Raw genomic sequence first — 23,124 nt, forward strand, 5'->3', positions numbered from 1 at the left:
TATCTTCGTTATTTCATTTGGTGAATAATGCAATGTAACATCATCAATAGATCCCCATGCTTCAAAAAGGTCTGAACATTCACACCCTTTGCTGGATTTGGAAGCACATTAGTTGCAGTAGAAAACATTTGCTTCAATGACAAATGCGCTGCAAAAGCACAATTTGCGCAATTCAATTTACCACCCATTGGATTTAGATTCCAATAGCCTCCAGTAAGTTCAACCTTAGCGGCCGCTTTGAGCTCAGCCTTCATCATCATTCCTGTTCCAACTAAGTTTGCACTTGCAGCAGCAATATTGAGACTTCTGATTAGCTCCTCCTGAGCTCTCTTTACCTCCTCAATTCTAAATTGCATGTGCTCCCCCGTAAAATACTCAACCTGCTGTTTTCCACTATTATCTGTATAAGTGTACTTCGCATAGTTTTTCATTCCCAACTCCGGAGCAAACTCAAAATATGAAAACGAACCATTATCTGGCTTGGGCGCGCTCTGATAGGTTATTGCACTATGGGCTGCTATCTGCTTAAACGTCTTTTCCTCTCCTATAAGAATATCTGCATGGGATTGCGAAACATTATCAGTGACCTTCAGAACCGGTTTACCACCTGACAGCGTATAAGAGTACGTCCTTACTCTCTTTTCGGCCCCATCCAGATCAACACTTCTAATCACATCATTCTTCGCAAAAGCATAAGTACTATTCCATGGGTATTATGCACTTAATGGATCCACACTCAAGAACTTCCCTAATTTCGGATCATACACTCGCATCCCATAATCCTGCTGATTCCCCTCTCCCTTCACCTCATTGTCATTCTCCTTCCCATTAAACCCATACCTATAACCCCCCGCTTTCATACGCTCGTCCCGGCATCTGCATACCGAACGGATAATACTCTACTGTAGAGAACAAGTCTAAACTATACAGCCCTCCATCACCCAACAGTTTCTTATCTGTCACTGTCGCCAGTACATTCCTAAGATGATTGCTTAACTCAAAGACCTTACTTCCACGAATAAAGTTAGTGTTTTGTCCATTTCCTAATCCAGGTCATACTAAATCCTCATCTGCAATATTGTCACGTTGATTATCAAAGTTAGTCACTCCAAGGCGGCTCGAACCATACAAATTTGCATCCAGTTGAGTAAGCGGTGCAGACCCACGTTGTATATAGGTCATCATCACATTACCAGTTGCATCCGAACATACCATGTGGTGGTATCACGATAACGCCTGCTGATCCTGTTTCCAGATACATAATAAGTGCAAATTAAGCTATCCATTCCCAGCGGTTTGCCAGCAATTGATTTTATTTCTCACCCCTATTAAACAATTTACTCTATGAAGACAGTGGTCTACATTTTCCTTTGTGTACTTTTTTTGGCTGTACGAAACATGAAAACCCTCCTGGTGGCCCTTCGGCACCCAATGCAGGATCATCAGCTTTACAACCGGCAGCTGGTACGACAGTTCATATGTTACCTACAACAGTAAAGGAAACCTGCTGAGCAGGATCCGAAAGGAAACCGGTACAGGCGCTACAAATCTCTTTTTCAGGGATGATACACAAGACAGGCTGGCCACCTGGTTGATAAAAGCAGTGTGTCCAGGGTGATGATTGGCAAGTATTAACGCGGAGAAGCAGTACCATCTATTGATGCTGCTAAGAAAATTGCTGATGCACTGGAAGTGAGTCTGGACTATTTCGTTGGGGAAAGGCTTAATGCTAAATTTGACAAAAAAACACTTAAAAGACTCGAAGAGCTAGAACTGCTGGAAGAGGATAAAAAAAGAACACTCTACGATCTTATAGATATCTATATTAGGGATGCTAAAGCACGTAAAGCGTATCCACAATAACTCATACTAAAAAAAGCGTGGCTATTGCCACGCTTTTTTTAGTATGAGTTGCACCTAATAAATTCTTACTAATCTAAACCATAAGGCCTTTAAGAAAAGTGCCTTGAAGCAAACAAATCACCTATAAACGTTAAAGAATACATATTTGCCTTCCGAAGTTCTACCAGATCATTTTTAATTAAGTAGTTAAGGCTTGACATGACCTCATTAACGTCAATCTTAGACACTGAAGAATAAATATTTGACAATGTATTGATTTCAGTTTTAATAGCTTCAATTGAAGCTCTCTCAAGCTTCTTGAGAGTTTTCAGTAGCTCTTCTCGTGCATTATTATTTAATAAAGTTCTGTTCAATATGTATAGTCGCTCGTTTTGATTTATAATTGTCTCTGTTAACTCTACTACTCCAATTCTAGCAGCAAGTTTAACCCCCTCAATACCACGTAAATTTAAATTCACTTTGACATCCTTATATATATATTCCTTATAATACCCTCTCCCAGGATGAGCATCTTTATAATTAGCTAACTCTTTCAATAAAAAACCTTCAACCGACAAAAAAATCGCCCTTAAATCACTACTGTCTAACACCTTATAGAGCTGACTATTGTCAACTAAATAGTCTTGAACCAAATAGTCAGATGAAATATTAATACATTTCGTCTTATCGCTGACCAAAAAATAAGCATTTCCCATCTATCATCATTTGTTGAATATCGCTGATATATCACCATCTTTTAAGACAGTTACCTCAACGGTCTTAAAGCCATTCGTTTTAGCTTGTCTTCCAGACCAAGTTTCCCATGCCGCCTGTTCTTCCGTTCAACCAGCAGCAATCTTTTTGGACAGGGACGTCTAACGAATTAACCACAGAACGTTTTATCCATCCTCTAGTTTCGGTTACTTATACTTTGCTACTATGATAGATTCGTTCAATCTCGTCACAAATCAATTCATTCATATTTTCAGATACTAACTTACTCTGGCTTCATCTGATAAAAATCTAAACCGGGCTTTTCCTCCTCTTGAACTATTAAGGTATCAAACTCTGGATATTTCCATAGAACATTTGTCCTTAAATGAGAGATAAAACTATCCAAGTCAACAAGTCGACTTCTATATGTAGCACAATAAATAGATCTAGGAAATAAGTCCGGATATGGCTCCTGATTTACATCTCTTAGAACTATATTAGTTCCATCAGACATTTGAAACGCACTCACCTCATTTAACCTATCATGATCATCCTCAAGTGCGGATATATACAACATAAGGGATATGTAGCTTGCCATATATTTAGTTTTAACAAAATATTCACGTTTGAGAACCTCATCAAAATCTCTTCCAACAACACGTATATTAGTTATACTTTTCCCCGTACCAAAATATCTCGCCACTGCTCGCCTTGTAACATTGAAAGTTGCGCCGACTTGTTCTGTCACATCCAATATAAGATTTGGAGCTTGCCCCTTTGCCTTTTTTATAACTTGTCTTATGCCGTCTGACAAACCATCCATATCAGTAGCTTGAATTTTAGAAACGGATTTCAATTCAGTTCTAGCTCCATCTATAATAAAATCGGCAGTTCGCAACTGCTCATTAGCCTGTTCTGCCACAACGCCAACATTTTTTCCCTCATTCAATAATTTAGCTAACCATTTCTGCTCAGCACTATTCATGTTGAATTTTTTTCTACAATCAGCTGTACTACATTACCAAATTTATTTTTTAAAAGCAAATTAGCATAGCTGCCTGCCTTAGATGAACCACCAAAGTCCACTTGAGAATTCGGATCCGGGTTTAAGACGTTAAAAGCAAAACCAGTTACGGATAAAGTTGTGGCTTGATTAGTTGGAACAGACGCCCAAATTGCTATACTCCAAAATGATTTTTCAGCTAGGGCGAATACATATGGAGCTCCAACAACAGCTGTAATAATCCCTGCCGTTAAAATTGTACCACGAAAGGCGTTGTCTCTGCCCGCCCTAGCATAATCGTTTGATGGCATGTATGCTCCCGGAGGAAGAGGGTGCCTTATAGCGTCAGACGGCATCATCCATTGATTGCGAACAGGGTCCCAATGACTCGCCTCTGCTCCATCAAGATCATTGGCATCGATCGGTCTATCACTTGCAAACTGATAAGGCGTTAACTCCGGATATTATTTCGTCGGATCCACACTCAAGAACTTCCCTATCCTCGGATCATAGATTCGTAACCCATAATCCTGCTGATTTTCTTCTCTCTTCACCTCATTGTCATTCTCCTTCCCATTGAACCCATACCTATACCCCCCACTTTCATACGCTCTTCCCGGCATCTGCATACCGAACGGATAATATTCTACTGCAGAGGACAAGTCAAAACTATACAGCCCTCCATCGCCCAACAGTTTCTTATCTGTCACTGTCGCCAGTACATTCCTAAGATGATTACTTAACTCAAAGACCTTACTTCCACGAACAAAGTTAGTGATTTGTCCATTTCCTAATCCAGGTAATACTACATCCTCATCTGCAATATTATTACGTTGATTATCAAAGTTAATCACTCCAAGGCGGCTCGAACCATACAAACTTGCATCCAGTTGAGTAAGCGGTGCAGACCCACGTTGTACATAGGTCATCATCACATTACCAGTTGCATCCCGAACATACCATGTGGTGGTATCAAGATAACGCTTGCTGATCCTGTTTCCAGATACATCATAAGTGTAAAGAATGCTGTCCCCGTTTTCTTTTACAATATCTCTTATTTTACCATATAAGGTCCAGTCTATAACGCGTATACCAGCGGACACGTCTTTTACCAGGTTTCCGATACTGTCATACTGGTAGTTCCCGGGCTGTTGCTTGTCAATGTCCTGACTATAATTACCAACTGGAATCGCATCATCTATCCAGCCTAGTTTATTGTTGCCTTGCTGGTATTTGTAAGTAGCTATCCATTCCCAGCGGTTTGCCAGCAAAAGTTTGGTTCCCATTACGGTTATAGGTCAGGATATTACCGTCATAGCTGATTGCCTCTTTAAAGTCGTCCAGTGCCTGTGCGTGCCAGCTATTGGTCGTCAAATCCAGTCCGTTATTTGCCTGCATACCCTTGATGCGGTTGAGGGCATCGTACCGGTAATTGTACAATAGCGGATTACCGATGCCGACTATGTGTTGACCAATAGCTCCTATATTGCCATTAAATAATGGCTTAAAGTCGCCAGCAGCTGCCGCAAAAGGACGTTTCTCTGCACTGATCGGTCGATAGTCGTCCTCCCCGAAATAGTGTAGGGTAAAGCCGAATGCATCTTTTGGTACAACAGATCCGTTACCTCCATCGCCTCCCATATCATGTGCGGCCTGCAATGATGTGCTGTTTACTCCCTTCAACCAGCCTTGTAATGTATAAGCATAGTCAACACCCTGTACCTGCTGCTGACCGAGAACTGTCCGTGCCAGCGCACCATGTTTATAGTACTGATAATGCGCATCGTTCTCCCAATAGACCTTATCCCTGCTCGTCTCAACGTCGATGATCCTATTCTCTGCATCATACCGGTATCGGTGGTAAAATGCATCCGCCATCCCCTGGTTGATACGCAACTTCATTTACCTTTCAGCCGATAAGTCGTAATTATAGGCTGTCTTCTTGAATACATGGTCGCCATCTCCGGCTCTACCCAGCACGTACTCCTGCACCAGCGTATCAACATTGCCGTGTACATCATATGTATAGAAGGTTGCGGCACTATGCGGACCATTATTCAAAGAAGCAGCTGTGTTATACAGTGCTGTCCAGGATACATGGCCGCGCAGATTTCGTCCAGCCAGCTGCCCCGGTAACATAAACGGCGCAGCTACATCGTAGTTGGTACGGGTAATCTCACGCTTACTGGAGGCGATGTTATTCAACGAATTCTTAAGCCGATCAGGCGTTCTGCTGATATTATCTGATATACCTGCCGCCGAACTTACTTCGCCAACTTCATTGGTACGTCCCAATGAATCATACGTTGTATAACTAAAGCTAGCGGTTCCACGCTGCTTCGCATTCTGAGAAACAGCCATTCTGCCTAGCCGGTCATACCAAGTTAGATATGTCTGCATCCGGAGTTTTTTGTGAGACAATTCCACCCAGAGAGTTGTACCTGTATTCTGTCGCCGTATGGCAGTTTCTTAGCCTTGACTATAGTCTGAATAACGCCTCTAATGTGTCAGCTACCAATCAATTTGGACTTCCCACAGCGATGTCCGCTACCAGAGAATATCCCGATTTTCTGAAAGTGTTTTATACCGATCTGCAGATCACTTATGATTGCAATTCTACAGGTTCACGACATGCCATCCACTAGATTTGCAGTGCTGCTGATTGTAAGCGGGCCTTTTCGTTGATGCATGGAAAGTAAACGTACTGATGATCAACATTATTTCGCTAGGCAGGTCAATAACGGCGCGCAAAACAAGGGATTCGACTTGGTATTGGATCCCTTGTTTTATGGTCCGGTTTATAAAATCGTTTACAATACCGGTCGATACTCTACGGTGTTGACGCGTATTGTTAACGTACATGTTGTTGATATGAACTCATTAAACATTTGATTAACGATATGAGAAGTATCAATAAAAGCAATAATTACATCTCAGCGACATCTATGTCTCAAAACAATAATCTATGCAAACGTATCCTTGACCTGCGTAAAGCGAAGGGACGGTCACAAACGGAACTGACGGACAAAGTGGGTATATCTTATGCACAGATAGGATGCCATAAGACTAAGGAGTACAACCCCTGCGGAAGTAATAAAGAATATTGCAGAAGTAAACCAAACAAGCTTATACACATTAGGCGACTACCATTAGCAACTGAGTATTAAAATACAATAGATCTGGGTTTTAAAAGCATTTTGGCTGTCTCCCCAGAAGTATCTCAATGGGACAATGCACGTACCGGACAAAAAGCGAGATCTTATTAGTTTTAAACATATTTGTCCGCAATGATGATTTTCTGTTAAACTTTTACTAAGTTAGTAATCGTAATAATTCTACCCCATCCTTGAAAGTCTCTCGAAAACAAAGGTCTCAATTTTATTAGTCAGTTAATCCAGTTTTCACCACTAATCATTTTTATAAACCCAAATTAATCTCAATGAAAAAACTGTTATTGGCAGTCGTTGTACTGTCCCTATCATTCTATGCCTGTAAAAGAGAGGGTGCCACTGATAAGCCGGTCACCCCGACTGATCCCACTACCAATGGTAAAAAATACCCCGTACGTTTTTCTGCCAGCGAGTTTCTGCAGAAAATGGAACAAATGCCAGCCAGGAAAGGCGCGCCGGGTAGTGCCGCCAAAGATACCGGACTGGCAGGTAAAGTTTCTTACCTCTATTATCTATTGTATGATGGCAGCTCAGGAGGGTATCTTAAATCTGAAGTGCAGTCTGTATATGACAGCACGATTGAGTTTGGTATCTTTTCAGACTCTTTACCAGTGGGGAATTACATGCCTACACTCATAGCGAGCACAGGTCCTTTACAAATAACGGATACCTTGTTCGACTATTACTACCGGATGCGTTTCTTTTTACCGCCTTCAGGTACTGCTCCAACACCTGATGTGTTTTTTGGTAACAACCATTTCAGTGTTTCTACGTCGAGTACCGGCGGTACGCTTCCGCTTTATCCGGAGCGCATTACCGGCAAAATAGAAGTGAATATCCTGGACGCGCCGGAGACAGGTATCCGGGTGTATACCAACTCTGCTTACCGCAGTGTTGCTTACTATTCCAGGGATTATGGCGATGCCTATCCCAATCCGCCCGCATTGGAATTTCAACGAAACAGCAGGACAAATTTTAGCACTCATCTGATGACGCCGGACTCAGAAGTGTATGTATGGGTTGAATATCCCGAATCCTTTACCGGTCAGCCGAGAGACCGGTGGATAGGCACCTTGCCGTTTAAACCGGGCTATAAAACGACATTGACGGGTAAGTTGTATACTAAAATGCCTCCTGTAACTTTTGAGGTGTCATTGGATACTACATGGAATAACGGTGGAGATTTTGAGTTCTGATCCATAAAAAAGCACCAGTATAAAATACCGGGTGCTTTTTTATATACTCATAGTATGGTATTTGCTACAGTACTATATCATAAACTGTAGCAGTATACATTTATGAAGGAAGGGCAATCAAAAAAAACATCGACCGGTGATTTTGTTCGTGTACGGGGTGCAAGGGTACACAATCTTAAAACTTAATTTTCTACACGCTGCACATCCAGATGGTAAGTTACATTTTTCTTCATTAAATACAATCTTCTGACTGACTTGTCTCCTGGCGTCGCTCCTGCATGATAATAGAATAGCTATTATGTTTTAGACATTTCAGCATAAGTTACTTTATATCCTAAAAATACGCAGGGCAAAACACCTAAAACCATTAACACCCAAAACCAGATAGGGTTCACAACCGACAACCATAGCCACCCCATAACCAGCATTATTAATTTACCAACTATCAGATTTTCTCTCGCTTTTCCTCCGATCTTTGTGGTAGCTATTCCCCCTAAAAAACAGCTAACCCAGACACAAAAAAGTTTGATGATAAATTGAGAAATATTGGTGACAGCTAATTCCTGATTGATAAATATTTCCAAAGATGATGCGAACAACCACCCTTGTACCTTGGCAAAAAGAGAACTCAATGATCCTATCGTTCCGAATCCTACTATGACGGAAAGTATCTTTATGTAATTCATTATTTAATTTATTTTAAAATTCAACTGGTCTTCCGTTAATACAATTGGATCAGTCATTATTTTTTGTACATCTGCATCAGAGGCAGCTCTGAATGAATGAACAAATCTGTTTAATTTTTCTTCACTGTCGGGGATAAATGATGCCGAATTATTTTTTGCATTTCCCTGAAATTTCTGAATCATAGGTTGCATGATCGTATCATAGTTGGCACAAGCTGTTTTTAAATCATTGGGATTTTCGTAAATAAAATGAGCCAAGGCTTTTGCTCCGTAAATAGATAACGATGCCCCCATTCCCGATAGTGCTGTAGGACAATAGCCCGCATCTCCCAATAAAACCACATTGCGGTTTACTAAAGTGGGTGAATTTATCATGCCCATTTTATCAATAAACATAAGACCATTATTCAAGAAACGATCTAACAAATACTGTACATCTTCATTGTATCCAGTAAAAGATGTTTTGAGTATTTCATTGGCTTTGTTTTGCATGGATGCTAAATCTCCTTTGTCGTGTATATAGCACTGAATGGCGATTTCATCGGAAGCAATGGGATAAATAGACAGCATCTTATTCACATCAATATAAATATTGAATTTGCCGACCTCATAAGAATGATGCTCTTTCAATCGTCCGCCCATATAAAGCACATTGAAATTCTCCAGCGTACTTTCAGGAAAATAATTCTGTCTTGTTGTAGAGCGTAATCCCTCTGAAACGATAAGAAGGTCGGCTTCCAACACGGTTCCGTTGTTGAGTAAGATTTTGACTTTGTTTTCATCATACGTTAGTTTTTCAACAGAAGATGAAAAAAGAATATCCACTTCATCCTTTAAGTCATTGTATAAAACGTGATGCAGTCCGCCTCGTGTTATCAATACCGAACGTTCAATATTTTCGTTCATTTTCTCATAGCTAAGACCTTTTATAATTGCATCGTTTGATTCCCTGAAATTTACAAATTCCGATGGGGATGATGCTTGCTGCAATTGTCCTGTTAATCCTAATTCGTCCATAATACGAACCCCAAAACTCTTGAGCGAAATAAGAAACCCAGATTTAGTAAATGATGTAGCTCTTTCCAAAACAGTCACTTTATGACCTTGTTTGCTCAATAGTTTTGCTGCAGTTAATCCGGCGATGCCTCCTCCTGAAATCACAATATTTTTTTTCATTGTTTCTAAACTTTAATTTTATGCTGCAAATCTATTCTTGTATTAACAGATAAAATAGCCCAACTTAAACCAATAATAGTCCAAAAAAATTATGTTTGATGAAAAGCGTAAAATGAGAAGACTTGCTGAAAAACTCGGTCTCTCCCTAGCTTCTATCGAAAAAGAAATAAAACTTTTGCATTTCAACCGATTGAACATTGTGGACTTGATGCCCGAAATGTTACTAATGGTTCGCTCCTTAATTGCCGCCCAGACTTTTACTTATAAAAGAAAACCAATCGGGGTTATAGAAAAAGGATTGCTCATTTCGTTTCAAAATATTTTCATTACGGAAGAAACTGGTAAAGCAATTGGCAAAAGAGCATTGAACAATCAGCCACATGTTCGCATTATGCCTTCGCATTTAGAAAGCCAAGTGCTATTTCCTAAAGATGTTCACGTACAGCAAATCACCATTTTAGTTGAACTGGAATACCTGAAACGTTTTGTAGGAAACGATGCAGATAAATTGGCTTATCTTTTTGATGTAGAAAAAACCTTCTGGATAGAAGAATTTATGTCACCTGAAATGTCTAATCTGGTTGCTGAATTGGCTAATCTTTCAACAGAAAACATTTTATCGCAAGCCTTTTATCGGTTAAAAGCCCTTGAACTTATTTATTTGCTTTTCAGTAATTTATTAAAAAGAGAAAAAACAGAACACCATCATCTTAGCAATGCTGAAATTGATGCAGTTTATTTGGTTAGAAATACAATAGAATCAAATCTGGAAAAACCACTTACAAAAGATGAACTGGTAAAACTTAGTGGCATGAATGAGCTGAAACTAAGAAGGATATTTACACAAGTTTTTGGCAAAGGAATTTACGAATATTATAATCATTTGCGTATGCAAAAGGCGGCAAGACTATTAAAGCAAGAAGATCTCTCAGTTTCAGAAGTCGGCTACCAGTTAGGATTTAGTAATTTGAGTTATTTCGGAAGGTTATTTGAAAAACACTTTGGATTAAAACCAAAGAAGTGGAGTGATAAAAATAGAATCTAAAAACTTTTTGTCGCATTTTAATATTGCATGCTAATAGCCTACTAAATCAAATTTAGTAAAACCAAAAGCATGGTTCGTTAAATTGTACTCGATAAAAAATGTATGACTTTCTGAAACCGATGAATTTATCGCTGCGTTCAAAAACCGAAGATATAATAAAATTAAACTCTCCTTCTTTACGTACGTACCTTCAATAAATCCGCTAATGTATTGAAGGTCCTTGTTCTGGATATTAGCATAGTAAAAAGAATCCAGCGACAATACTGACCCGTACATAACTAGATCAACTGCAAAACACCCTTGCGCTCCATCGCTCCGCGAAGTTTGATGCTTACCCTCCATTATCATTAGGGACACATTCTTATCACATCCAAAACTTAATTTTCGACATTCTGCACATCCAGACGGTACGTTACATTTTTCTTCATTAAGCACAATCTTCTGACTGACTTGTCTCCTGGCGTCGCTCCTGCATGATAATAGTATCGATAATAATCCTATTATGCTAAATATTTTCATCAAAGCATTACTACATATACTTCCATAAACTCCTGTCATAAATTAAGCTGATTTTAGCTGTTGTGTTAGAACTTCTTGGAAGCTATTATGAGGCTTCTAATCTAATTACGTTTGTTGCGCGCCGAGTAAAAAATATCCGTAAATGTTTAATAATACTTTACAACATGCTCTGCAAACGAGATTTCTTCTGCTATTATATAGAAGAGTTTATCATCCTCGCCTTGTAGTTCAAAAACAAAATTGCCCTTTATGACACCATACTTCATATTTATCACTTTTGCCTCCTCGCTAACGTCAATTAATCTAATTAAATCTTTCTCCGTCTCGATTGTCCATGCCATTACACAATCTACCGCGAAGACATTCTTAAATCTAATTTCAAATTTATGACTATAGGTCAGGTTCTCATTCAGTCCCAACACCAGTCCATCCTCTGAATAAGAATATAGTTTAACATCTAAAAGTCGATGTTCCTTGATTGTTCTGTTTACTTCCTGCACTATGGCGTGCATCCTTATGGATAAATCAATGATTGACATCTATTACTTTTTATGGGTAGAAATCACCTGCGAGATCATCCAAAATAGAAAAATATACGTGGCGATAAACAGTAGAACACTGATTAGCATATTTACCTTGTATATAAAAATCAAATAAGCAACACTTGCAAATATAACGGAGTTAATATACGTGACACTGGCCGAGGCGTTATATTTCAACTGCATATAATCTAAAAATGCTGATAAAAGTAAAAACCCAATTGTTACAAGCATCCCGATAAGTGGCAGTATGTCGGTATTTCTTGCCAGTTCCTGATTTTCAGGGTACGTTGAACTTGAGAGGCGAATTAGATGAGTCAGATTAACAAGTAAACTTACAGAAAAAAGTATAGCTATTGAGGCCTTAACAAATAGCAATACACCAAGAAATATGCGCCTACTGTAACTCATCTCTTTTTACTTTTAAAAGTGATCCAGTTTTCCAATCCTCAAGGCTACTACTTATCATCGTTTCTCATTCTTAAAATATAATATTTCGACCCTTTCGGGCCTATACTCCAGCCATCAAAAATAGCAGACTGTGGTGTAAAAGTCCCTGAAATACTGTTTCCTGCCCCAGACTGCACAAAAATCTGATTGTTTACAATTCCTTCTACGGAGCCTTCCCAATTTTCGTAAAAGGCAATTTTGTGGTCTTTGATAAAAATAATCGGATGAGTAAATTCCTCATAAAATTCATAAGGCATGCCGATTGCCTGAGTGATATCCTCAAGATTAGGGATGCCTGACCATATATACACAGTATCCCAGTCAAAATTGGTAATAGACTTAAGATCTACTACACAGGGTTCCGCTTCTTCACAGGCTTTAATCCTTGCTATTATGTCACGATGCAATCTATTACATCCGGTACCAGTGACCAATAGCATTAGCAAGATGTAAAATCTACGTTTGCTCATCTTACAGGCTCGGTTTATTAGTCTTAAAATTTTTTTTGATCATTCGCAAATACACAATAGTTCGTAATTTCCTTGGGAAACCTTCCGGCCTATAAATGGATGGTTCTCACCTTCAGAATTTACATACTAAATGACTCCTACTATTCTTTCCCTCCTTCAAAATACGCTAAATTATAAATTTATTTAAAGTGACAAACACATTCTTCCCTTAATTATGTCCCCCATCCATCACACCCCTATCACCAACCTCTTGAAATCAATTCCCTCTATGAAACGCAACTGACGATCGGCGGTACCCACAATTTGCTGTTAGACAATGGTTAATATTCGGTACAAAGCTGACACCTGATCGGTATTTCAAGTACACTAATATATCCCGGGGATATTGAAGTGTTCTTGAAGTGTACTCTTAATGAAGTTAAAGTGTAAAAGCCATAGCAGTATCATGCACTATCTTTAGGACAACAAACCTCAAAATCAACTATTATGGCTATCGTCAAAGACAATATCCTCCTGCAGCTTGTACGGGGCTCTATCGGAAAACACATTACTATTTATGAAAGGAACGGGCAGGTCATCATGGCGAAAAAGCGTGGTCCATCGAGTAGAAAGCCCACTGCAAAGCAATTGGAAGCCAGGCAGAAGATGACCATCGCAGCAGCATACGCTAGAAAACTGCTCAACGATCCGGAGTTGAAAGCGTACTATTCCTCGCTGGCAGGACCAGGCCAGAATGCTTATAACATGGCAATAAAAGATGCCTATAATTCCCCTGAAATTCAGAACATTATATTAGAAGATCAGGCGGTAGTAGTAACTGCCAAAGATGAATTTCGGGTGGCAGAAGTAAAAGTGCAGGTAATTGATGCAGCAGGTGTGATCATTGAACGCGGTAAGGCTGTTCTGGCAAGAAACGGGGTAGACTGGTATTACGAGACTGCCGCCCGGCCTGTGGGAGGAAAGATTGTAATAATGGCTGTGGATTTGCCTGGAAAAGAAACGGTCAGAGAGCTGTTATTGGTCTAAAATATCGTACCGGTCAACTTATCATGACACAAAAATTAGTTATTGTATCGCTATTCTGTAATAGCGACAGACCGATGCATTCCCCTCATTTTCCCCCAATCCTTACCCGACCACAGGCCTTCTGCTAAAACGCCCTCGTTCTTCCAATATAGATATTCCGCGCGTTCAGATAGGTATCTGCCGTCGGACCAGGACTTCCGCCGGAGCCTTCCATCTGCATATTGATGATAACATAGAACGGTTTACCTACAAAGTTGGCATTGTGTACACCTTTCCATACCCCATCGATGTAATAGTGGATATCAACGTGGGTGGCGCTCACTTTGGTGATCCAGGCACGATACGTATGCCAGTTGCCCGGAGAAGACACTGTTGTCAGTATCGTGGAAACATCTGAAGGTGTTCTGAAGGTGTTCTGCCAGTTTGTGGCATTACCTTTGAACTCCATGATGTCACTTTCCGGAGGCCAGCTGTTGACACCTGTCAGCCAGAATGCCGGCCATGATCCTGTTACGGTCGGGACCTGGAAGTCGCATTTGACTTCCCAGTTCGGGAACTGATCATTAACAAGCACATGCTGTTTGGTATTGACAGCGCCTGAATGATACCGGATGGGTAAAAACGGGTCTGAACTGCTGTTTCCTTCGTTCCAGTTGATCCGGGTAGCCTTGATGGTCAGGACGCCGTTGTTCAGGTAAATGTGATTATGATCTGTAGGGCTGCCATACATACGGGCTGTGCCATTATGGTCTGATCCCCACGGATAAAGATAGTTCCAGGCTGCTTCAAAAGCAGAATAGCTGGCAAAAGTGGAATTGTCTATAACTGTCTCCCAGGTCGCAGCGGCTACTGCTGCCTGCTGCTGGCCATCTAGGGAGATCCGGGGCGCCTGCTCTGTGGCTGACTGCTTCTGGCAGCCAAACACAAAGGGGTAACATAGTACAAGCATCAGTCCGGTTAGTGTTTTCATAATGTGGGTTTTAAAAATTAGCAAAATCATGAGGAGTCCTATTCGCAGAATGCCTGTGGCTGGTAAGAATAAGTTAACAATAAGAGAGATATTAGTTACATTTATGTGTTGAATGGATGATCTAATATAACCTATACACCGTTTAGTACCAATCAAGTGGACAACACGGTATTTCATCATTCATTAGTAACGGTCTCAATGACCGGAAAATAAACATTTTCCTGAACAATCTCATTGTGTAAATGAATATCAGAAGTATTGTCAATAAGGATAACGTCAACTTATTGAACTGTGAAAGTGAACCGATTCACATCCCGGGATGCATCCAGGAACATGGTTTTTTAATAGGCCTTTCTGCCGATTCACTACTGATCAGATATTGTAGCGAGAACGTATTGCAGTTCACCGGTTTTACTCATACCCAATTGCTGGGAAAACCTTTACAAACGATCTGTAGCGCGGAAGAAGAAAATATGCTACGTAACTTCCTGGCTGCGGCACAATTTGACCAGAGTCAGCCTTTTTCCTTTGCTGTCAACAATGTAAATTACAATACCAAACCGCATATCAGTAACAGTACCGTTATCCTGGAATTTGAACCATTCCCTGACGGTAGTCTGGACCTCCCCAATCTATATAGGCAAACCCAGCAATTTGTTTCCTATCTCAACGTTGCGCAGGATCTTAGGCAGCTTTGCCATTCCATCGCACAGGAGACCAGGGCCATCACCGGTTATGACCGTGTAATGATTTATCGCTTCGATAAAAACTATAACGGAGAGGTGATTGCTGAGGCAAAACGTGAGGATCTGCTGCCGCTTTTAGGACATAATTATCCTCATACCGACATCCCCGCCCAGGCCAGAGCATTATACCTGACCAATATGCTGCGGATGATTGTCGATGTAGATTATAAGCCAGTCCCTTTGTATACGATTGCTGATGAACGGGAAGAAAAACAACTTGATCTCAGCCAGTCTATACTCAGAAGCGTATCGCCCATCCATATCGAATACTTAAAGAATATGGGCGTGAAGGCAACATTGACCATCTCTTTGATACAGGATAACAGGCTATGGGGAATGATATCCTGCCATCACTATTCGGCTAAGAACATACCTCATTACACCAGACTGTCCACACTCCTGCAAGGGTATTTTTTCATGTCCCAGATTAAAGTGCGGCAGGCGGCAGATGAATACAAATACGCACAGGAGATAGAACAGCAGATACAGCCACTGCTGGAACTCATGACTACCAGCGACAATTTTATTGAAGACCATTTCAATAATCCGTTGCTAAGAGACTGTATCAAGGCGTCCGGCTTTGTCATTATCTATAATGATGTAATTTATAGGAATGGAAACGTCCCGGGCGACAATCACCTGCTGCCCTTACTAAAGTGGCTTAGGAAACATGCCAGCGGCGGGCAATATACTACTGATCATCTGATAGAGGTTTATCCTCCGGCTGATGAACTAAGTGATACCGTGGCAGGTCTGATCTATCATGCCCTGGACTCAGAAGGCAGGAACTGCGTCATCTGGTTCAGGCCTGAAATGGAGAAGTCAATCAACTGGGCCGGGAACCCTAGTAAGGCGATAGTGATGGACGCAGACGGGGCCAGACTCTCTCCACGAAAGTCCTTTGAATTGTGGAAAGAAGTCGTAAAATTCTTTAGCCTGGAATGGGCTGCCCCGGAACAGGCCGTTGCTGCCCGCTTAGCCAATAACTTTCAGAAACAGGCTCACCTGGCCGATATACGTCGTGAAGAAACACGGTACAAACAACTGGCCGCTAAACTGGAATCTGCCAACGCAGAACTGGAAAACTTTAACTGGATCAGCGCACATGACCTGAAAGAACCCCTGCGTAAAATACAACTCTTTGCCTCCAGAACCTTCTATTCAGAAGTCTCCATTGACGTATACAAGGAATCACTGATCAAGATACAGACAGCTGCATCCAAGATACAGCTGCTGTTGGATAGTATGCTTTCCTTTGCTACCATGAGCAAAACAAATGAAGGTTTTGAGACGATAAATCTTAACAATACCCTCAGTCAGGTGCTGGGAAAATACCGTAAAGAAATCAATGCGAAAGAAGCGGTAATCACTACGGATGCCTTGCCACACATCAGCGTATTACCTTATCAGACAGAACAACTGTTCTCTAATCTGATATCTAATTCGTTGAAGTTTTCAAAGGACGATGTTCCGCTCAAATTGAATGTCACTTACGAGAAAACCAGGTACTATCACGTTATTTCCTTCGCAGACAATGGAATAGGATTTCATAATAAATATGCGGATATCATTTTCAAGATCTTCCAGAGCCTGAATTATAAGGGTAACCAATCCAATATCGGTATAGGACTGGCCATCTGCAAAAAGATTATGGATAACCACAATGGTAGTATCTCTGCTGATGGACAAGAAGGCCGCGGCGCTGTGTTCAGCGTATCCTTCCCCGTATGATCTTCAAAAAGTACTACCTTTGCGTCCTTAATTTTTAATCATGGAAGGTCAATACAGAAAAGATATATACCCGGGACTGGCAGTTGGCATTATTCTTAAAAAAGATCAACGCAGCGGTAAACTGACATATGGTATCGTTAAAAATATTCTCACCTCTGCCGCCTACCATTCCCGGGGTATAAAAGTCAGACTCGAAGATGGTCAGATAGGCCGCGTAGCAGCCTTTGCTGAGGACGAGGACCTACTTTGAATATTCAAGTTGACCGAGGATAGTTGGATCCTGAATGTCCTTATCCCTTGCCAGCAATAATACTTTCGACATCAACTCTGCTGATTTCGGATCATCGTCTGCAAATGGAAGGAATAACCGTCCACGCTGTTGCGCATGTACCGGCAGGATAGACAGATACCTTCCTGGCATCTGGTGTACAATAGCACTTCCCAGGTGTACGCTGTATTCTCCGTAGTGCCCTGCAATTTTAGCATGCGTGCCAGCAACCATCACATTATCCAGCTTGAATAGTCTGAGCGTTTCTTTCAGTAATACCGTTCTCATTTCGATAGTTGAGTGACTTGCCTCCGGATCTACGCCGCCGGCATGCGCCACACTTACTACCAGGTCTATATCCCGCATCACCTCACTGAAGATCCGTGGGTCAATATCTTCAAATGCTACATTACCGCCGGTCTTAAGACGATGGAAGATCACTTCCTCCAGTACCGGACTTTCCACTTCAGCCGGAGAGAACCAGTTAGCCTGCGCATACATTTTCACCATAAAGCCCAGCTGATGGAATACCTTCTGCAGCCCTTCCTCATAATCCACTTTCCAGCCCCTGGATTTCAGCAATGCAACAGTTTTGGATGGTTGTACCTGGTGACCGGCATAACGGCGGGAAATAGACTTCTCCTGTAGCTCCTCGGCCGTTGGCAGATACAGTTCACGGAAGATCTGTTTAAATGGCTGCGCCAGTTGCTTGTCAAAACAGTAATGCTGATAGTCAGCCCAACTGCCAGATGTATGCAGATCCACACAGTGCGCAATCCTGATCTGATCCCTTGCAGTTAACTGGAAAGCTTCGCCTTTGGCAGGCACCAGCGTACCATCTTTCCAGAAACCATGACCATTATTAGTTACAAAGACCAGCTTTTCTAAATGTCTGGCTATCACCGGATGCTGGAAAAGATTAGCCAGTTCAGCCACCTCAAAGACATCCCCCTTAACCATTGCCTCTTCTAATGCCTGACGCGACCGGCGGAATTGTTGCTTCAGGACCTTCTTAAATTCAAGCAACTCCAGGATCTTCACATCTTTTTTATACTTGGCAGGGATACTGGCCAGCTTTTTATCACCCTTGAAAGCAACAACATCAGCTTCACCATCTTCTCCGATAACCAGACCAATCAGCACATCATCATACTGTACCTGGGTTTCTTTGGAAAGTATATCCTGCACCTGCTTGGTTTCCATCGCCCAGGTCAATCTTAACGGATCAGCATAACCGGCATTTCTTGCCAGGTTTTCCATCGCAATGCGAATAGCAATACCTTCACTGCTTTGCTTCTGAGCGCCAAATTGTTTGCTTTCCTTCTTAAACTGCTGAATATATTCATAGCGGGACAGAATGTCCTTCTCTGCACCTGATTTGCTCAGCGGTACCAGTCCGTATACCCGTAGATAATCCTGATCACGCTTGTCTTTTACTTTTTCAGTTACTTCCTTGATCTTAAGGTTACCTGTCATCACATCCGCATACAATCTTGCCCTCCGATGCCCGTTACCGTCACTGATATACCTGGCAGCGTCATATACCTGCTGCCAGCGCTCCTGCCCTATCTCTTTATAGGCTTTCACAAACCAGTCTTTATCTACAGCGCCGTCTTTAAAGTCCTGTACGTCTACGGCAGAATAACGGGCAATCTCGCTTTCAGCCTCGGCGGTCTGTTCAGCATAACCAGAAGTTTTGGTATGCGCATGCATCCACCAGATAGCTGCATCCAGCCCTTTCCAGTCCAGAAAGCGGCTTACGAATTTCTGCCATTGTGGTGCATACACTGCTGCCTCCAGCAGGCGCGTCTCTGTTGCTTTAATGCGGCGCATGGCCTCCGCAAATTGTTCATCCGTATCTGTCCCAGCCGGGAAGCAGTTTTTCAGCAATGTGCTGAATAATTGTTGTTTGTTTTCGCCCTTCGAGTAATAAACGTAGCCTTTATTTAAAGTTGTCTTACCCAGCCCGGCCAGTATATCCGCAAAGCGGTTGATACCTTCCAGGTACCGTATCTCAGTTACATACTCTGTTACCGGTGTAGCCGTATCACCGCGTTTCAGTTCGATGTCAAGCAGGTGTTCTCTTACCCGCACAAACATAGGTTCCAGAAACGGGTAACGCTCCAGGTAAGTATAGTTATTCCTGTTGTGCCTTCTATTGCTGGCATATGCGGGATATTTATGCGTACTTTTCTTACGGGATAAGTCACGTATATTGTCACGCTGCATGATCGCCCGCATTATCTCATTCTCGGTAATCAGCCCCTGTTGGTATGCTTTACAGAAAATCTCCAGCGGAGGATAATTGTATTTTATGTTATCCGGCAAACCGCTGTATTGCCGCCAGTGGTACAACTGCCAGCAACGTTCTACCTGTGCATCTGATAGTTCAGCTACCGACAGCTTATTGATATACCAGTTCAGCATCGTATCCTGCTGCCAGCCATCGCCGGCTTCATAATACCGGTACTCCTCTTTTTTACGATAGGACAATACTTCCGGCGGTAGAAGGGCAAAGAGGTTTGTTGTTGCTCCTATAAGAAATTCTTCTTTATCTGCAAATGGATAGATCTCCGCCAGCGCTTCTGTAATCCCTAACAAAGGATTCGTCCACTTGTATTTATATGCTTCCGGCATATTTGCAGGGAGATAGTCGGACAACTCCGGAATATGCGGTTTGGCGATAAGATTGATATCCTCGAAAGTCTCATAATCTGATTGTACTGTCAGTTCGTTCAGTATAAACAGATCCCGCGCAGTTAGTCCCGATTGATCAAACCATGCTTTCCACACTTCATGTAAAGGATAGGTGGCATAAATTTCCTCAGCAGACATGTCGCTATCATATACGCTATAGGAACTTCTGAACATATTACCGAGCAAGACCTTCTCACGTGAATTACCGTAATTGTCTACCTCATATTCATGATCACGGTGTTGCTGTATCAGGTTATAAAGATCCAGCAGGGCCTTTTTGAGGCCGGCTTCCGGCAATGTAAAGCCGTACTCATTGTCTGACCGGCTTTGATTGTATAAGTCGTTAGGATCTATCTTCGGAGCTACAACCGGCGCAATGAACGACGGGTCATAGAGTCCGTATCCGTTGCTGCTGTCATATACTACCCCCTGATCATCCCCGGAAAGCTGATCCAGCAGGATTGACTCTTTAGGTGTGATGGTCTTACGCTCCCGGAAAGTATCCAGTAAAGGGGCTATCTCTTTAGACAGGCGTTGCTGGCGTTGCAGCTGTATGGAAATATCCAGACCTGCAAGGCGTTGTTCGCCATCACCGATAAGCAGTTCCTGCAACTGTGTAGTCAATATATCGTCCGGTTGCTTCAGCAAAACACCAATAATCTGACTACGGAGGCTGCTGCTTTTACGTTTTAAGAGCTCTTTTAGCACAGCGGCTTCTTCTGCGGATAGTGCGATGTTGGTCAAAGCACGCAGGGCGGTAGTCTGCAGAAACTCACCTCGTTCTTTTATGATACGCATACAGTATGCACGCTGAAAAGCGTTCAGTGGTGTAATTTCTTTCTTTTCCTCCCAGCTGTATCCCGCATAGTCAGGCAATATCATTCTGGTCATGCTGGTCTTTACATTCAGATCCATATCATCAAAATATGACAGCATGATGTTCAGCTTATCCTCATCATCTTTTGATAGGGGTATCATAGCATCCAGTACCTCACTACGCCTGTAAACCCCGTTCATCCAGGCAAACGGCTTATTGTCGAAGGTTTTCTCTTTGACTGAAGAACGCTGCAACAGGGCATGTAACTGGCCGAACAGCTCCGGGTAATAGGTTCTGAAGTATTTTGCATCGTGTATCACGTGCTGGGTAATGGTTCTGACAGCAAGACCATTGACAGCGAGGCTTTCGTCCTGAACACCGCTTATCAGGATGGGCATATTTAACAGGGAATGGCCGGTATCCGCCACGAAGTATTGTGCCAGCCAGCGTTTCTCTACAGACTTGCTTTGGGTCAGCGCTGCCAGGTAAGGCGCGGTCAGTTCGACGTCATAGACACCCTGTGCCCAAAGGGCCATCAGTACATCAGCATTGTTATCGCTCTTAATGGCAGCGGGAACAAGGGAAAGGTCAGACATGTAAAGGTGGGCCTTCTCGAGAAAGCCTTTTACAGCAGATTCCTTTTCGGACTCCCAGTTTACACCAGCCCATACATCCAATGCACGCACGACTGAGGAGAATCGCATCAGCTTATGATCGATGATCACCCGAAGCATATGTATAAGTGCGCCGGTGCTGGTATCGTCAAGTTGCTCCAGCACTACCTGGCGAAGCCCTTCCTGACGCTGTGCCGCCAGCAGTAGCTTTTCTACCAGTGTCCATGCATCCTCCCGATTACTCAGTAATAAGGCTTTGATGATGCCGCTGCTAACCTTGCCAAAATTGTCTTTGTTGTAGATGATATTCTCCAGCAAAGAGAAGACTTCTTCATTGCCCAGGTCAATAGCTGCCGCCCACATATGGTACCCGTAACCGGTGGCATGCTGATGGTCCCAGAGAATCTGTTCACTGATACTAAGATCATGCGCTATATAGCGATACTGCGTATCGTACAGGGGGGTATTGGTCTGGAAGATAATCCCTTTCAGGAAATTGAGCTGATTAGGTAGATACAGCTCTCTTCTGCCAGGTGACCGGTAAGAGCGGCGATAGCTACCGGTCTGATACATCAGATTGGGAAATTTGGCCCAGGCATGCCTGATATACACCGCCTTTTCTTCCCCAAAGAGGTAGCGCAGCAGGTTATATGCCTCAGGATCCTGCCACTCTTTTTCCGGTAACAGTTCTATCAGCCTTTTACAGGCCTTGCTTCCATAGCTGATATCGTACCATAGGGAGTTACTGGAAACCTCGTAACCTTCGAGCCTGCCCAGTAGTACAAGGGTAAATTCTGCTGTATTTCTGGTGAGTAATGGGTGGCTGGAACTACCGTTATAAACGGATTGCAGGGTTGAAACGAGCTGATTCTCGAAATCAGGGATGATTCTCGAGTCGAGAAATTCTTTTACATTCATTTAGACTAATTAAGGGTTTTTCAATTACCAGAGACTTCCTGCCAGGAATGTCAATCGTATAAATGTGATCACTGTTTGCGGAGTCAGGTCAAAATGGTCAGAGAGTTCTTTGAGTTCCAGGTCATCTGCAAAGACAACGTACATACCGTCCTGGAAGGCCAGTAAGGCTGTTTCCTGTGCTTTCGCCAGATCTGCTTTCTGTTCATTATAGATACTGCCAAAACCAACCTTACCACTTACAGCCTGTCCCTCGATCTGTTCAGTGGTAAGGAAGGGTAACATGTTCTTCTCTAAAGGTTTACTATTGTAAGTAATGACCTGCTGTTTCACAACTGCGGTGATCAGGTCCCGGACAGAAGGCTTCACGCCGATGTCGTCAATCTCTATCCGTTGCTTCTCTAAGATGGCATGTTTACGTCCCGCTAACTTTATATTTACTATCAGGTCCATCTGGGTCAAAAGGTTAATAATGGAGCTGCCAAGATAAAAAAATTTAGATAAACAGGAGTTACGGCTATCTTTGCCGG

General features: G+C 42.2%; 21 protein-coding genes. 6 read left to right on the top strand and 15 right to left on the bottom strand.

Annotated features, from left to right (window positions below; translation table 11 throughout):
• Positions 1-8: 8 nt before the first annotated feature.
• From K1Y79_RS21780 to K1Y79_RS21815, 8 genes are all read right to left on the bottom strand, one after another.
• Complete coding sequence (locus K1Y79_RS21780) at positions 9-674, bottom strand: hypothetical protein (protein WP_220252307.1); 666 nt, start codon at positions 672-674, stop codon at positions 9-11.
• Between the two features lie 39 nt (positions 675-713).
• Positions 714-860, bottom strand: a complete 147-nt coding sequence (locus tag K1Y79_RS29580) for an RHS repeat-associated core domain-containing protein (RefSeq protein ID WP_220252308.1) — start codon at positions 858-860, stop codon at positions 714-716.
• A 1,092-nt stretch (positions 861-1,952) separates the two neighbouring features.
• Positions 1,953-2,558, bottom strand: a complete 606-nt coding sequence (locus tag K1Y79_RS21790; protein ID WP_220252309.1) for a hypothetical protein — start codon at positions 2,556-2,558, stop codon at positions 1,953-1,955.
• Positions 2,559-2,839: 281 nt separating this feature from the next.
• Positions 2,840-3,541 (bottom strand): CdiA C-terminal domain-containing protein, encoded by a 702-nt coding sequence (locus tag K1Y79_RS21795; protein ID WP_220252310.1) that lies wholly within the window; start codon positions 3,539-3,541, stop codon positions 2,840-2,842.
• Positions 3,538-3,870 (bottom strand): hypothetical protein, encoded by a 333-nt coding sequence (locus K1Y79_RS21800; RefSeq protein ID WP_220252311.1) that lies wholly within the window; start codon positions 3,868-3,870, stop codon positions 3,538-3,540. Before K1Y79_RS21800 ends, K1Y79_RS21795 begins: the two co-directional genes overlap by 4 nt.
• 153 nt (positions 3,871-4,023) lie before the next feature.
• Positions 4,024-4,845, bottom strand: a complete 822-nt coding sequence (locus K1Y79_RS21805; protein ID WP_220252312.1) for an RHS repeat-associated core domain-containing protein — start codon at positions 4,843-4,845, stop codon at positions 4,024-4,026.
• The gene (locus tag K1Y79_RS21810; protein WP_220252313.1) at positions 4,772-5,461 is read right to left on the bottom strand and encodes a hypothetical protein; all 690 of its coding nucleotides are present in this window, start codon (positions 5,459-5,461) and stop codon (positions 4,772-4,774) included. The genes K1Y79_RS21805 and K1Y79_RS21810 overlap by 74 nt, the downstream gene beginning before the upstream one ends.
• Positions 5,462-5,959, bottom strand: a complete 498-nt coding sequence (locus K1Y79_RS21815) for a hypothetical protein (protein ID WP_220252314.1) — start codon at positions 5,957-5,959, stop codon at positions 5,462-5,464.
• Here K1Y79_RS21815 and K1Y79_RS21820 point away from each other — a divergent pair.
• Complete coding sequence (locus K1Y79_RS21820) at positions 5,950-6,204, top strand: hypothetical protein (protein ID WP_220252315.1); 255 nt, start codon at positions 5,950-5,952, stop codon at positions 6,202-6,204. The genes K1Y79_RS21815 and K1Y79_RS21820 overlap by 10 nt on opposite strands.
• Before the next feature lie 794 nt (positions 6,205-6,998).
• The gene (locus tag K1Y79_RS21825; protein ID WP_220252316.1) at positions 6,999-7,925 is read left to right on the top strand and encodes a hypothetical protein; all 927 of its coding nucleotides are present in this window, start codon (positions 6,999-7,001) and stop codon (positions 7,923-7,925) included.
• A 296-nt stretch (positions 7,926-8,221) separates the two neighbouring features.
• Here the strand turns inward: K1Y79_RS21825 and K1Y79_RS21830 are convergent, their stop codons facing one another.
• The gene (locus K1Y79_RS21830) at positions 8,222-8,611 is read right to left on the bottom strand and encodes a hypothetical protein (protein WP_220252317.1); all 390 of its coding nucleotides are present in this window, start codon (positions 8,609-8,611) and stop codon (positions 8,222-8,224) included.
• Between the two features lie 3 nt (positions 8,612-8,614).
• On the bottom strand, positions 8,615-9,787 hold the full coding sequence (locus K1Y79_RS21835) for an FAD-dependent monooxygenase (RefSeq protein ID WP_220252318.1): 1,173 nt from the start codon (positions 9,785-9,787) through the stop codon (positions 8,615-8,617).
• A gap of 91 nt (positions 9,788-9,878) precedes the next feature.
• On the opposite strand from K1Y79_RS21835, the gene K1Y79_RS21840 reads away from it, so the two are divergent.
• Positions 9,879-10,832, top strand: a complete 954-nt coding sequence (locus K1Y79_RS21840; protein ID WP_220252319.1) for a helix-turn-helix transcriptional regulator — start codon at positions 9,879-9,881, stop codon at positions 10,830-10,832.
• Positions 10,833-11,497: 665 nt separating this feature from the next.
• Here K1Y79_RS21840 and K1Y79_RS21845 read toward each other — a convergent pair.
• A complete protein-coding gene (locus K1Y79_RS21845) occupies positions 11,498-11,890 on the bottom strand; it encodes a hypothetical protein (RefSeq protein ID WP_220252320.1) in 393 nt (130 codons plus the stop codon).
• 458 nt (positions 11,891-12,348) lie between these two features.
• Positions 12,349-12,810 (bottom strand): hypothetical protein, encoded by a 462-nt coding sequence (locus tag K1Y79_RS21850; protein WP_220252321.1) that lies wholly within the window; start codon positions 12,808-12,810, stop codon positions 12,349-12,351.
• A gap of 486 nt (positions 12,811-13,296) precedes the next feature.
• On the opposite strand from K1Y79_RS21850, the gene K1Y79_RS21855 reads away from it, so the two are divergent.
• Positions 13,297-13,836, top strand: coding sequence for a hypothetical protein (locus K1Y79_RS21855; protein ID WP_220252322.1), 540 nt, complete (start codon positions 13,297-13,299; stop codon positions 13,834-13,836).
• A 124-nt stretch (positions 13,837-13,960) separates the two neighbouring features.
• On the opposite strand, the gene K1Y79_RS21860 is transcribed toward K1Y79_RS21855, so the two are convergent.
• Positions 13,961-14,806, bottom strand: a complete 846-nt coding sequence (locus K1Y79_RS21860) for a LamG domain-containing protein (protein ID WP_220252323.1) — start codon at positions 14,804-14,806, stop codon at positions 13,961-13,963.
• Between the two features lie 242 nt (positions 14,807-15,048).
• Between K1Y79_RS21860 and K1Y79_RS21865 the strand changes: the two genes are divergently transcribed.
• Positions 15,049-17,283, top strand: a complete 2,235-nt coding sequence (locus K1Y79_RS21865; protein WP_220252324.1) for an ATP-binding protein — start codon at positions 15,049-15,051, stop codon at positions 17,281-17,283.
• Positions 17,284-17,323: 40 nt separating this feature from the next.
• Entirely contained in the window at positions 17,324-17,533 is a 210-nt protein-coding gene (locus K1Y79_RS21870; RefSeq protein ID WP_220252325.1) for a YwbE family protein, read from the top strand.
• Here K1Y79_RS21870 and K1Y79_RS21875 read toward each other — a convergent pair.
• Both K1Y79_RS21875 and K1Y79_RS21880 read right to left on the bottom strand, forming a co-directional pair.
• On the bottom strand, positions 17,525-22,597 hold the full coding sequence (locus tag K1Y79_RS21875) for a DUF4132 domain-containing protein (RefSeq protein WP_220252326.1): 5,073 nt from the start codon (positions 22,595-22,597) through the stop codon (positions 17,525-17,527). The two genes, K1Y79_RS21870 and K1Y79_RS21875, sit on opposite strands and share 9 nt — an antisense overlap.
• Positions 22,598-22,621: 24 nt before the next feature.
• Positions 22,622-23,047: a hypothetical protein gene (locus K1Y79_RS21880; RefSeq protein ID WP_220252327.1), complete on the bottom strand. Its 426-nt coding sequence runs from the start codon at positions 23,045-23,047 to the stop codon at positions 22,622-22,624.
• Between the last annotated feature and the right edge of the window lie 77 nt (positions 23,048-23,124).

It is taken from the genome of Chitinophaga rhizophila, from assembly GCF_019492185.1.
GTDB classification, from domain to species: Bacteria; Bacteroidota; Bacteroidia; order Chitinophagales; family Chitinophagaceae; genus Chitinophaga; species Chitinophaga rhizophila.